Consider the following 12174-nt stretch of genomic DNA (forward strand, 5'->3'; position numbering starts at 1 on the left):
TAGCGCCCGACGAAGGTGTCCAAAATCATTAGGCCAGTTCAGCTTGCCCCGCGATCGCGATCTACCTGCCCCATCGCATCGCGAGGCAAGCTCGCTCCTACGGGCAGCCCTTATGGCCGCGCCCACACCACCGGAAACCAGTCCTCGCGCATGCGATCGCCGGTCTTCAGGTCAATCCCTGGAAACGGCGGCGAGGTCCGCCCAGGCCGCTGGATATAGCGCACATCATCACCCATGAAGCGGGTCGAGAAGGCACGGCGGCGATTGCTGCCGATGTTGCCGGCTGCACCATGCACGGTACGAAAATCGAACACCACCGCGTCCCCCGGTTCCAGCTCCGGCGAGAGGATCTGGTACTCGCCGTTCTCCACATCCGGCATGTCCATGAACAGGCTTTCCCCGGAACCTGCATCGCTGGCGCCATAGAAATCCTTGTTGCTGGCCCAGCTTTTGGGCCGCACCGGCTTGGGCCAGCGATGGGAGCCGAGCACCACGCTCAAGGTGTTGTGACGGCTGACCGGGTCCAGCGGTATCCAGTAGCTGGCGGTTTGCAGGCCGTCGACGCAGTAGTACGGCAGGTCCTGGTGCCAGGGCGTGGGCTTGGAGGTGCCCGGCTCCTTGACCAGGATATGTTCATGAAACACCTGCACTTGCCGTGACTGCATCAGCGCTCCGGCAATCGCCGCCGCCGGCGAATTGAGCACGAACGCCTTGAACGCCGGGATGCGTTGCCAGTTGCAGTAATCCTCGAAGAAGCGCCCGCCTTCGCCACTGCCGACGTTCTCGATGGCAAAGGCGCTGGGCGCGGCCAGGTTCTGTTCAAAACCTTCGCGCAGGGGTTCGATCCAGTCACGGAACACGCCACGCAACACCACTGCACCGTCACGCTGGAACTGTTCGATATCGGCATTCATCGGGGCCACCTCTCTTGTTGTAATGAACAAAAGTATTGGGCGGCCCCGCGCGGCCGGTAAACCACAGATTACCTATGCGCCACTATAGGCAATCTGTATGGCGCGCCGGTTGTCAGCCCGCCACCTTTGGCCGGTTAATGGCCCTGCCTGTGTCCTACGGCGCCTTGCTATCCAAGAATAAGAACAACGAGGAGTTACCTGGGATGAACGAAAACAGCACCGCCATGCGGCGCGGTCTGAGTACCCGCCACATTCGCTTCATGGCGCTCGGTTCTGCCATCGGCACCGGGCTTTTCTATGGCTCCGCAGCCGCCATCAAACTGGCCGGCCCTTCTGTGTTGCTCGCTTACCTGATCGGTGGCGCGGCGATCTACATGATGATGCGCGCCCTCGGCGAGATGGCCGTGCGCAACCCGGTGTCCGGCTCGTTCGGTCAATACGCCAGCCAGTACCTGGGGCGCTTTGCCGGCTTTCTCACAGGCTGGAGCTACGCCTTCTCGATGCTGGTGGTGTGCCTGGCAGATGTCACTGCCTTCGGCGTCTACATGAGTTTCTGGTTCCCCGACACGCCGCGCTGGATCTGGGTGCTGGGCATCGTCTTCTTCATTGGCGCCCTCAATCTGTGCAGCGTCAGGGTGTTTGGTGAACTGGAGTTCTGGTTGTCGCTGCTGAAAGTCACCGCCATCGTCTCGATGATCCTCGCTGGCGCGGCCGTGCTGATGTTCGGCATCCAGTTGGGCGGCAGCGGCGAGCCCCTGGCAGCGGTGAGCAACCTGTGGAGCCATGGCGGTTTCTTCCCCAATGGCGTGGGCGGCATGATCGCCTCGTTCACCGTGGTGATGTTCGCCTTTGGCGGCGTCGAGATGATCGGCATCACCGCCGGCGAAGCCAAGGATCCGCAACGGGTGATTCCACGGGCGATCAACTCGGTGCCGCTGCGCATCCTGCTGTTTTATGTGTTCACCCTGTTCGTGCTGATGTCGATCTATCCCTGGTCGAAGATCGGCAGCGAAGGCAGCCCCTTCGTGCAGATCTTCAGCGGCCTGGGGATCGGTTCGGCGGCCACGCTGCTGAACATCGTGGTGATCTCGGCAGCGGTGTCGGCGATCAACAGTGACATTTTCAGCGCCGGGCGGATGATGTACGGCATGGCCCACAACGGCCAGGCACCCGCCAGCTTCGCCCTGCTGTCGCGCTTCGGCGTGCCGTGGATGACCGTGGTGGTGATGGCCGTCGCCTTGCTGCTGGGGGTGGTGCTCAATTACCTGGCCCCGGACAACCTGTTCCTGATCCTCGCCGCCGTGGTGACCTTCTCGATCGTCTGGGTGTGGCTGATGATCCTCCTGTCGCAAATCGTCATGCGCCGCGGCATGAGCGCCGACGAGGTGGCCAGGCTGCACTTCCCGGTACCGTTCTGGCCGGTCGGCCCGGCCTGTGCGGTGGTGTTCATGCTGTTCATCTTCGGCGTGCTGGCCTGGTTCCCGGACACGCGCATGGCCTTGTACGTGGGCATCGGCTGGCTGGCCTTGCTGTCGCTGGGCTACTGGCTGTTCGTCGCCCGCCAGCCGCTGGCAACGCTGGCAGATCCGGCCAGCCGCTGATCAGGCCGGAAACTGCTCGCTGGCCCAGTCGAGGAAGGCCTGCGCCGCCGGAGAGGGACGCATGGCGCTGGACTGGGCCAGCACCACCGGCTGCGGGCTGACCGCTTCCAGCAGCGGCCGGCAGGCCAGGGGTTGGCCGTCATAGCTGCAATCGGCCACCGGCCGGGTGCAGGACAAGGCCACGCCATAGCCATGGGCGACCAGCCCGCGCTGCATCTCGAAGGTCTGGGTCAGTTGCAGGCTTGCCGGTTGCAGGTCGTGGGCCCAGAAAAGCGACAGGAAATACTCGCGGGTCCTGGCGATGTCTTCAAGGATCAGGCATTCATTGGCCAGGTCCACCAGCGACACCCGCTCCTGCAACGCCAGGGGGTGGTCCGCCGGCAGCAAGGCGTAAGGCGTCAGCTGCGCCAGCACGCGTTTTTCGATCGGCGAATCGAGCCCCACGTCATAGGTCAGCGCCAGCTCCACCTTGCCATCGGCCAGGCGCCGATTGACCTCGGCAAGATCGGCCTCGAACAGGGTGATGGTGACTTCCGGATGGCGCCGGCGAAAGCCGCTCAGCAGGCGTGGCGCGTAATACGGCCCCAGGTCCTGGAAGCAGATCAGGCTCAAGGCGCCGCGCACCACCTGTTGCTGCTCGCCCTTGCCGCCGATTGCCGTGGCCAGGTTGAGCATATCGCGCGCCTGCTCGAGCAATTTGCGCCCCGCCGGGGTCAGTTCCAGGCCACGGCTGACCTGGCGATGAAAGAGCTTTTCGCCCAGGCTCGCCTCCAGCTGCGACAGCGCCAGGGACACCGACGGCTGGGAAATGTGCTTGGTTCGCGCCGCAGCGCTGACACTGCCCTGCTCGGCGGCAGCGACGAAATACTCCAGCTGGCGGAAAGTGAAGCCGATCATCGCTATGCCCCCTCCGGGATGCTTGAACCAACCGCTGCGCCGTTACCCCGCCAGGGCCGGGCTCAACGCCGCTGGCGTACGCCAGGGTATATCGGCCCAGGCGCCGCTGCCGGGCGTCAGCAACTGGTGCAGATGCTGCTCGTTGAACACTTCGCCCAGCGAGTCGACGCGAAACGCCGCGACCCACTGCTCGCGCCCCAGCTTATAGGCCTTGCCGAAATCTTCCCAACTGTCGAAACAATCCTGCGCCCGCTGCGCGTTGAGCAACAGCACGCGCCAGGCGAGCTCGGGCTCGAGCCAATGCATCAGTACCCCACAACGGACCAGAAACGCCACCCGCGCACAGGCAAAGGCCATGGCCGCACGCGGCTCATCGCTGGCCGTCAGCCCTTGCAGGTCGAGGCTGTACCATTGCTGTTCGAGGGTAGCACTGAAGTGCGCACGCACCGCCTCGTCATTGGAGTTGCTGCGAATCCCGGCCTGGTGCAGCAACGCCGCCCGCACGATCGTCTGGGCCTGTTCGGTGAAGTGGTCGCACGCTGGCGAGTAAAAGCCCTCGACTTCCATCGCATCGGCCATGGGCCTGGCCAACAGCAGCGACCAGTGCTTGCGCTGGCTGAACAACGGCGCGGCCCCGCGCGGGCGGAATGCACGCCACAACAACCAGGCTGAAATAACCGCCGCGATAAGCAAAAACATGCTGCTCTCCTTACCTTGCCCGGGTCTGCCAGGCCTGGATTTCCTCGGCCTGGGGCGGCGCCATGTCTGGCCACGGCACGCCTTCGGTCAGGTACAGCGGATCATCGGGCAGACGCTGCAAGCGCTTGCTGAAGATATGCCGGGTGGCGTATTTGACCGACACCGCCTGCGGGGCAACCTGCAAGAACTGCTGCGGCTGACGCCCGGCCACCAGCCACTCGACCATGGCTGACGGCGCATCGAGGCGCTCGTACAGCTGGGGGTAGCGGGCCACCAGACGGGTCTGGGCGGTCGGGTCGCTGACCTCTTCGATGCGCAGCCAGCCGGCTTCGGTGCGCACGATGCCGATGGCGATACAGTCAGCGGGCGTCTGCTGGTCGGTGCCCAGGGCATTCAGGCACTGCAGCAGGTCCTGGTAATAGCGCTCGACCGGCGGCCGGTTCTGCTTGCCCTTGACCTGCTCGACAGTCAAGCTGCCGTCGGCCTGGACGATCAGGCTGATGGTGATGTGTGGCTGGCCCTGGCCGTCGCGAAAGCTGAACACGCGCATGCGCCGCTGCTCCACCGCTTCGGCATAACGCTCGCCGTAGCCGCCGGTCAGGGCGCGGCGATCGGCGAACTGGCCCAGGCAGTGGCGCATCACATAGCTTTCAAAGGCCATTTCAGCGCGCAGCAAGGCACTGTCGGGGCGCAGCTCCTGCAAGACGTGCTCAGTGGTGGTCACCAATGTGGCCAAGGCCTCGGGCTGGCTTTGGCGCCAGCCCTGCTCGACCCGCGCGGCCATCTGCGCGTGTTCCTTGTCCCACAGCGCCAGCGCCTGGGGGCAGTTGATGCGATCGAGCTTGCCGGCCAGCGCAGTGCCCTGACGCGAGGTCAGAAACTCCACCAGCAAGGCCTCCTGCGCCAGCAGTGGCGCCTGCTGCGGATCCACCCAGACCAGGGGCGCGAGCGCCTGCTGCGAGCCTTTACCGGCGTCGCTCAAATGCCTGGTCACCCATGGCGGCGGTTCGCCTCCCAGCACCTCGACAGCCTGCTCCAGGGTCAGGATGCGTCGCGCCGGCTCGAAGTTGCCGACCAGATGACGGTAGAAATGGTTGAGCAACCATCTGCCCACCTCCGGCGCATCACCACGGGCTTTGCTACGTTCGGCAATGCCGCGTTTGAGTTGATCGGCATTGAGTGCGTTGCGCGGGGCGTAACCGGACTGTCGCAGCTCCGGTGTCACTTCCATATTTGCCACCAGGCCTTGCCGGCCGGTTTTTCCGGTGCCTGCAGCTCGGCGATGCTCTGGCGGAAGAGCTCATTGTTGCCCTGGTCGACGGCGTTCTCCGGATCACTGCGCAGGATCGAGCGCTGGTAGTAGGCTATGGCCTCTTCCTTGCGCCCCAGGCCCTTGAGCACATCGCCGGCGCAACCCAGCAGCGAGCTCTCGTCCCTTTCGTTGATCTGCGGCGCATATCGCAGCCACAGGCTGGTGGCCGCCTCCGGCAGGCTGTAGGACAGGTACATGGCCACTTTCATCCGCGCGAACAGCGGCGAGTACTCCAGGTCCTTGTCGCTGATTTCGCGCTCTTCCTGCCACTTGAGGATGCGCTCCAGCCAGATCAGGATTTCGCGTTCGCGGTCGAGGCGGTACAGGGCGCGGCTGACTTCCAGCAGGTACTCTTCCGGGTCGTGGCGGCTGTAGCCATAGTCGGCTGCGTAGTGCCAGAGCTGTTCGGCGGCTTCGGCGATGCCCGCGTCATCCCCCAGCTCAATGCGGTTTTGCAGGGTGCCATGATAGTGCTCGGCGAACGGACTGGCGGCAATGCCACGGGCATGCAGCTCCAGGGCCTGCTCATACATGCGCTGGTCGTTGTAGCAGCGGTAGTTGATCGCCAGGTTGTTGCAGAGCATCGAGTACATGTGCGCACAGGCATCGTAACGATGCCCGCGACCGGTGGCGAAGCATTGCTCCATGCGAGCCTGGCCGTGTTCGTAGGCCAGCTTTTGTACTTCGCGCAACAACGACCAGGCCTGATCTGCCTCCTCGCTCGAGAGCTTCTCGACTTCCACCTCGACCAGGTCGTCGATGTTGCAAGCGAAACTGTAATAGTTCATGCCACCGGCCATTGTCGGCAGCGGTTGGCGCAAGGCATCGACAATGCCGAACACACTGGCATGAGCGCTGAACAGGCTGTAGGCGCTGCGGTGGTCTTGCATATTGCCGGCCGAAACGGCCTCGCGCAGCATCGTAAGTTCAGTGTTGGCGTCAATGCGCCCGGCCTGGCGTTCACGCACTGCCAACAGGCGGTTGATCCAAGGGTGGTTCGGCGCGCGGCGGCGGGCTTCTTCCAGGGCCAGAGCGAAAACGTTGTCGAGCTGCTCAAGGTCATCGCGGGCAGCATGCAGCGCATCGAGCAACGGGCCCAGGGACGGCGTCGACTCGTCGCGCCATGGCAGCCCGGAAACAAACCGCTCCAACACCTTTTGATCATCACAGGCGCGCATCACGCACAACGGCCACCACGCCGACTGGTCCTCGGCATCGAGCAGGCGATCGTGTACCCAGTAGGCAGTGCCCGGCCACATCTGGCTGCGAACTCCATAGATTTCCATGAATGCACGCTGCCCGGCGTCGTCGATCTGACCGTTTTCAAGCAACCAGGGCAAGTGGAATTCGACAAAGTTGTCACTGCCGCTGGAGTCCAGTTCCAGGGTCGCCACCTCACAGATTTTCAAGGCGCCGGGCAGGTCGCCCTGGGCCTTCAATGAGCGTGCAGCCAGGCGCGCCAGGCGCACTTCCCACTCCCGGCGCTGGGGCAACGACAGCTCGGCGATCAACTGCACTACAGGTTGCTCGAACATCGCCAGGCGCAACGGCACGATTTCGATCAGCGCATCGCCCAGCCACAGCCAGTCGTTGCCGTCGACATCCTGACCTTCGCCAGCGGTACGCAACGCGGTAATTGCCGCCAGCGCCGCTTCGCGAGCCTCTTCGTCACGCTCGTGGGCAGCCAGCACCCGCGCCCGGCGCCGCTGCTGGTCGGCATCGTCCCAGGCCCGCAGGGCATGGCGGCCGGGGTTGATCAACGCCAGGGTGTGACGCACCTCGATAGCCTTGAGGGCGACGTCGAGGGTGGTGTGCTGCAGATCGTCGAAAATGCGGTAGCGCCGGTACTGTTCGATATCGAACGCCAGCGCCTCGTTGCTCAGTTGCTGCAGGGCGTCGAGGGCCTGCAGCAGGCCTTGCTCGTCTTTGAGGTAGTTGCACAGGCGCAGCTGGTAGATCAGCAGGTTGACCTTGAGTTCGTTGCGCGCCTCTTCTGGCGTCGCCTCGATCAGCGCCTGGCCGTCGTCGGCCAGCACCGCCCTGGAGGCTTCGGCGTCACCGGCGTTGACCCACAGCACGTGCAGACGGTCGATCGATTCCAGCGAGGCAGCCTTGAGCGGCTGGACGCGCAGCTGGCCCAGCAGGTAATCGGCACCGTGTTCCTGATGCTCGACCTCAAGACGGTCCATGAATTGATCCAGCTGAATGCCGGACAGCACGGTGCTGTTTTGCGTCATCGTGAACTCCATTTGCGAATGACTTGTGCATCGCCCGGTGCCCCGTACTGGCTCTTCAAGGAGACGACGGGTACCCGCATACGGCTGCACTCAACAGGCAACGATAGCGAAAGGGATCGGGCGATACAGCGGGGGTGCTGCACGCTACCAGTTGGCGTTTGAAAAACCAAGAGCGTGCAGGTGATAGAAGGCTCAGGGCGTGGTCAGGGTAATCAGGAAGGTGCCGGAAGTGACAGGCTTGCCGGAGACATCCACCAGGGCGTACTGCTGATGGTAAAAACGACCCGTCTTGCCGCTGTCGGCCACCAGCTTGACGTTGACCGGAGCGTGATCGGGGGCACTGACCGACGCTTGCGGCTCGACCCTGTGCAAATCGATCCGGGTGCCCCGCACCTGCGCCGGGCAGTCATTGAGGTTCAAGGCGCCTGCCTGGGCTGAAGCCGTGCAAGGCGACTCGACGACACTACCGGTGAAATTGATCACCCCCTGGGCGATCGGTGTCTCAGCCACGCAGGCCCCGCTTGCGCCCAACAACAACCCTGCAGCGATAGCAACATACTTGCGATTCATGCTGACACTCCGGCGATAGCGGTTAGTACCTCAAGTATCGGCCAGGCGCAGAAAAATCTAAGGATTGTCTGATAGGCAAAGGCGCGCTTTGCCAAGCGCGTCGCAGAACGGTGTAAACAAGCGCCGACCGGTTCGTCAACCCGCCTCCCGAAGCCTATGGTTAAACATTGGCGGGTGGTTGAGACGCTCAATCAGCGGAAACGAAAAAGCCCCCGGACCTTTCGGTCAGGGGGCTTTCTCTTGTATGGCGGAGAGATAGGGATTTGAACCCTAGGTACTGTTGCCAGTACAACGGATTTCGAATCCGTCCCGTTCGGCCACTCCGGCATCTCTCCAGTGGCGCGCATGATACCAGCAGTTTGCCGAAAGGCAAAGCCTGTTTGCGAAAAAAATTCGCGTGGTATCAGGCGCTTGCGTGAACTTGCCGGTTACAGCGGCACGCCCAGGCGTTTGGCAACTTCTTCGTAGGCTTCGATAACGTCGCCCAGACCCTGGCGGAAGCGGTCCTTGTCCATCTTCTTGCGGGTCTCTTTGTCCCACAGGCGGCAGCCGTCCGGGCTGAACTCGTCACCAAGGACGATCTCACCGTGGAATACGCCGAACTCGAGCTTGAAGTCGACCAGCAGCAGGCCGGCGTCGTCGAACAGCTTGTTCAGCACTTCGTTGACCTTGAGCGACAGGGCTTTCATCTTCACCAGTTGCTCGGCGGTGCCCCAGCCGAAGGCAACAACGTGGGATTCGTTGATGAACGGATCACCCTTCTCGTCGTTCTTGAGGAACAGTTCGAAGGTCGAAGGCTCGAGCTTGATGCCTTCTTCGACGCCCAGGCGCTTGACCAGGCTGCCGGCAGCGTAGTTACGCACGACGCATTCGACCGGGATCATGTCGAGCTTCTTGACCAGGCACTCGTTGTCGCCCAGCAGCTTGTCGAACTGGGTCGGGATGCCGGCTTCTTCAAGCTTTTGCATGATGAAGGCGTTGAACTTGTTGTTCACCATGCCCTTGCGGTCGAGCTGTTCGATGCGCTTGCCGTCGAACGCCGAGGTGTCGTTGCGAAACAGCAGGATCAAGCGGTCAGCGTCGTCGGTCTTGTAAACCGACTTGGCTTTGCCGCGGTAGAGTTCTTCACGTTTTTCCATGATGGGCTCCGCTTGCTAAATGATGGGCTAGGCGATTTCACGCCAGTCGAGCCCGGAATCCTGATTGGCCACTTGTAGCCAGTCCGGGTCGCAGCCGAGGGTATCGACGAAGCATTGCCGGGCCAGCTGTGGCTGGTTGTTCTTGCTGCTGAGATGGGCCAGCACCAGGTGTTGCAGGTTCTGCCAGTCCAGCTCCGACACCAGGCGCGCGGCCTGATGGTTGTTCAAATGTCCGTAGTCGCCGCCCACCCGCTGCTTGAGAAACATCGGATAAGGCCCGCGTCCGAGCAGGTCGCGACAGTGGTTGGCCTCGATCAGCAGGGCGTCCAGGCCCTGGTAGCTGCTGAGCAGGGCCGCATCATACGAGCCCAGGTCGGTCAGCACACCGAAGCGCCGGCTGCCATCGCCAAATACGTACTGCAGCGGCTCCAGCGCGTCGTGAGTGACGCCGACGGCGGTAACGCTCAAGTCGCCCAACTGCAAGGTGTCGTTGGCGACCAGGAAGCCTGCGGCTTCGACCGGCTTGCGCATGCCGCGCAAGGTGCCGCGGCTGAGGTAGACCGGTACATTGTAGCGCCGTGACAGCAACCCGACCCCATGCACGTGGTCGGCATGTTCGTGGGTGACCAGCACCGCGCTCAATTGCGCCGCAGAAACGCCGAGCAGCGCCAGGCGCCGCTCGGTTTCACGCAGGGAAAAGCCGCAATCGACCAGTAGCAACGTATTGCCACTGGCGATCAGCGTGCCATTTCCCTGGCTTCCACTTCCAAGTACGGCGAAGCGCACTTAACCCAGGTTGTCCTGAATCACGCTCAGCACGCGGCGGGCGACGTCTGCCGGGGCCACGGTGTTGATGTTCTTCTCGACGGTCACCTGAACGCTTTCGCCCACCTTGCTCAAGCGAACCTGATAGCGCTCGGCACGGGCTTCACGCTCTTCCTTGCTCGGCGCGCTGCCGAACAGGCGACTGAAGAAGCCTGGTTGCTCCTTGGTCTCGGCCTTCTCGGCGAGGTTGATGTAGTACAGGCCCAGGCTGCGGTTGATGTCTTCAACGCGCCATTCACCCTGTTCCAGGGCACGGCCAACGCTGGACCAGGCGCGATCGAGGTCGGCGCCCAGGTTCAGCACCGGGTTGCCGCTGCCGTCTTCGCTCAGGCTGACGCGGCTCGGGGCATCGAAATCGCGGGCTGCGAGCAACGACACCGAACCGCCCTTCTCGGCACTGCGGGTCATGCTGGCGAGCATTTCGTCGACCAGGATGGCGTCGACACCGGTGTTGTTCGAACGCGCCGGGAAGTCTTGCTCGGCAGTGCTGCCGGCCGGACGTTCGACGGTGACGATGTAAACCTCACTGGTGTTGCGCTGCACGCCCGGCTCGATGCGGATGCGCGCACGGACTTCGTTGTCGCTGCTGCTCGAGGCACTGCCCAGGCGCTTGGCCATGGACGCCGAGAGCTCGTCGAAACGCTGCCAGGTGGTGTTGAATTCGCCGGTTTGCGGACGCTCTTCGGCGATCCGGAAGCCGTTGTCTTCGAAGAACTGACGCGCCACCGGCCAGACTTCAGCCGGCGAACGCTGGGCCAGGACCCAACGCGAGCTGCCGCTCTTCTGCAGGCTGAAATCGCTGATGTCGGCACCGGCAGTCAGCGGTTGCGGACGCGGCACTTCGAACTCGCCCTTGACGTTGTCGTCGGCGACGTTGCGCGGAATCGGCAGCAGCGGATCGAGCCGCTTGGCACTGCTGACGTCCGGTGGCAGCTGCATCGGCGGCTTCTGGGTGGCCTCCAGATAATCGCTGCCACGGTCACGGAAGTAACCCTCTTCGCCCCAGAGCCAGCCACAACCGCTGGTGCTGGAGATGATCAAGGCAAGGGCGGAAAGACCAGCCAATCGCTTCATGCGGTGTACGTCCTCAATTAAAACTTCAGGCCGCACTGGCGCATCGCCTGGCGTACCGTATCGTGACAGGATTCGCTCAGCCAGGTCAGTGGCAGGCGGATGCCCTTGTGCATCAGGCCCATTTCAACCAAAGCCCACTTCACCGGAATCGGGTTGGCTTCGATGAACAGGTCCTTGTGCAGGGGCATGAGTTGTTCGTTGATCGCGCGAGCCTTCTCGGCATTGCCCGCAAGGGCGGCTTCGCACAGGTCGGCCATTTCCCGCGGGGCGACGTTGGCGGTCACGGAAATGTTGCCCTTGCCGCCCAGCAGGATCAGTTCGACGGCGGTCGGATCGTCGCCGGACAGGACGATGAAGTCCTTGCTCACGCCGTCAAGGATGGCTTTGGCGCGCTTCAGGTCGCCGGTGGCTTCCTTGATGCCGATGATGTTCGGCACGGTCGACAGACGGATCACGGTCTCGGCCTGCATGTCGCAGGAGGTGCGGCCGGGTACGTTATAGAGGATCTGCGGGATGTCGACGGCTTCGGCAATGTGTTTGAAGTGCTGGTACAGGCCTTCCTGGGTCGGCTTGTTATAGTACGGCACCACCAGCAGGCAGGCATCGGCACCGGCTTCCTTGGCGTTGCGGGTCAAGTGCACGGCTTCGCTGGTGGAGTTGGCGCCGGTGCCGGCGATCACCGGGATACGGCCATTGACCTGCTTGACCACCGCCTTGATGACTTCAATGTGCTCATTGACATCCAGGGTCGCCGACTCGCCGGTAGTACCGACGGCAACGATGGCGTGGGTGCCGTTTTCCAGGTGGAAGTCCACGAGTTTGCTGAGGCTGTCCCAATCAAGACGCCCTTGTGCATCCATGGGTGTGACCAATGCCACCATACTGCCCGCAATCATGAAACTGCTC

General features: G+C 63.0%; 11 protein-coding genes and 1 tRNA gene. 1 reads left to right on the forward strand and 11 read right to left on the reverse strand.

All coding sequences use genetic code 11. The features are described from left to right. Positions 1–110: 110 nt before the first annotated feature. Positions 111–914 carry a phytanoyl-CoA dioxygenase family protein gene (locus tag ABM562_RS10900; RefSeq protein ID WP_115088263.1) on the reverse strand — a complete coding sequence of 268 codons (804 nt, stop codon included), beginning with the start codon at positions 912–914 and terminating at the stop codon, positions 111–113. A gap of 203 nt (positions 915–1117) precedes the next feature. Between ABM562_RS10900 and ABM562_RS10905 the strand changes: the two genes are divergently transcribed. Beyond that, the gene (locus ABM562_RS10905) at positions 1118–2515 is read left to right on the forward strand and encodes an amino acid permease (RefSeq protein ID WP_134063813.1); all 1398 of its coding nucleotides are present in this window, start codon (positions 1118–1120) and stop codon (positions 2513–2515) included. On the opposite strand, the gene ABM562_RS10910 is transcribed toward ABM562_RS10905, so the two are convergent. The 10 genes from ABM562_RS10910 to dapA form a co-directional block, all read right to left on the reverse strand. Then, positions 2516–3412 (reverse strand): LysR substrate-binding domain-containing protein, encoded by an 897-nt coding sequence (locus tag ABM562_RS10910; protein ID WP_115088265.1) that lies wholly within the window; start codon positions 3410–3412, stop codon positions 2516–2518. It abuts the gene before it with no gap. Between the two features lie 42 nt (positions 3413–3454). After that, on the reverse strand, positions 3455–4111 hold the full coding sequence (locus tag ABM562_RS10915; RefSeq protein ID WP_115088266.1) for a DUF1266 domain-containing protein: 657 nt from the start codon (positions 4109–4111) through the stop codon (positions 3455–3457). Positions 4112–4121: 10 nt separating this feature from the next. Further along, positions 4122–5342 (reverse strand): hypothetical protein, encoded by a 1221-nt coding sequence (locus ABM562_RS10920; protein WP_115088267.1) that lies wholly within the window; start codon positions 5340–5342, stop codon positions 4122–4124. After that, the gene (locus tag ABM562_RS10925) at positions 5333–7660 is read right to left on the reverse strand and encodes a hypothetical protein (protein WP_233673357.1); all 2328 of its coding nucleotides are present in this window, start codon (positions 7658–7660) and stop codon (positions 5333–5335) included. Before ABM562_RS10925 ends, ABM562_RS10920 begins: the two co-directional genes overlap by 10 nt. 192 nt (positions 7661–7852) lie before the next feature. Then, positions 7853–8230, reverse strand: coding sequence for a type 1 fimbrial protein (locus tag ABM562_RS10930; protein WP_115088269.1), 378 nt, complete (start codon positions 8228–8230; stop codon positions 7853–7855). A 245-nt stretch (positions 8231–8475) separates the two neighbouring features. Continuing rightward, positions 8476–8565 (reverse strand) — tRNA-Ser (locus ABM562_RS10935). Between the two features lie 93 nt (positions 8566–8658). Beyond that, the gene (gene purC / locus ABM562_RS10940) at positions 8659–9369 is read right to left on the reverse strand and encodes a phosphoribosylaminoimidazolesuccinocarboxamide synthase (RefSeq protein ID WP_038613804.1); all 711 of its coding nucleotides are present in this window, start codon (positions 9367–9369) and stop codon (positions 8659–8661) included. A gap of 27 nt (positions 9370–9396) precedes the next feature. Then, entirely contained in the window at positions 9397–10155 is a 759-nt protein-coding gene (locus ABM562_RS10945) for an MBL fold metallo-hydrolase (protein WP_460421966.1), read from the reverse strand. After that, positions 10156–11268, reverse strand: coding sequence for an outer membrane protein assembly factor BamC (bamC, locus tag ABM562_RS10950; RefSeq protein ID WP_115088282.1), 1113 nt, complete (start codon positions 11266–11268; stop codon positions 10156–10158). Between the two features lie 17 nt (positions 11269–11285). Next, a complete protein-coding gene (gene dapA / locus ABM562_RS10955) occupies positions 11286–12164 on the reverse strand; it encodes a 4-hydroxy-tetrahydrodipicolinate synthase (RefSeq protein ID WP_038996627.1) in 879 nt (292 codons plus the stop codon). Positions 12165–12174: the final 10 nt, after the last annotated feature.

The organism is Pseudomonas sp. ZL2 (genome assembly GCF_054788455.1).

Coding starts and splice junctions, on each gene's coding strand:
- ABM562_RS10925 (WP_233673357.1), bottom strand. CDS start 7,660: ATGACGCAAAACAGCACCGTGCTGTCCGGCATTCAGCTGGATCAATTC.
- ABM562_RS10900 (WP_115088263.1), bottom strand. CDS start 914: ATGAATGCCGATATCGAACAGTTCCAGCGTGACGGTGCAGTGGTGTTG.
- dapA (WP_038996627.1), bottom strand. CDS start 12,164: ATGATTGCGGGCAGTATGGTGGCATTGGTCACACCCATGGATGCACAA.
- ABM562_RS10920 (WP_115088267.1), bottom strand. CDS start 5,342: ATGGAAGTGACACCGGAGCTGCGACAGTCCGGTTACGCCCCGCGCAAC.
- bamC (WP_115088282.1), bottom strand. CDS start 11,268: ATGAAGCGATTGGCTGGTCTTTCCGCCCTTGCCTTGATCATCTCCAGC.
- ABM562_RS10915 (WP_115088266.1), bottom strand. CDS start 4,111: ATGTTTTTGCTTATCGCGGCGGTTATTTCAGCCTGGTTGTTGTGGCGT.
- ABM562_RS10930 (WP_115088269.1), bottom strand. CDS start 8,230: ATGAATCGCAAGTATGTTGCTATCGCTGCAGGGTTGTTGTTGGGCGCA.
- ABM562_RS10910 (WP_115088265.1), bottom strand. CDS start 3,412: ATGATCGGCTTCACTTTCCGCCAGCTGGAGTATTTCGTCGCTGCCGCC.
- purC (WP_038613804.1), bottom strand. CDS start 9,369: ATGGAAAAACGTGAAGAACTCTACCGCGGCAAAGCCAAGTCGGTTTAC.
- ABM562_RS10905 (WP_134063813.1), top strand. CDS start 1,118: ATGAACGAAAACAGCACCGCCATGCGGCGCGGTCTGAGTACCCGCCAC.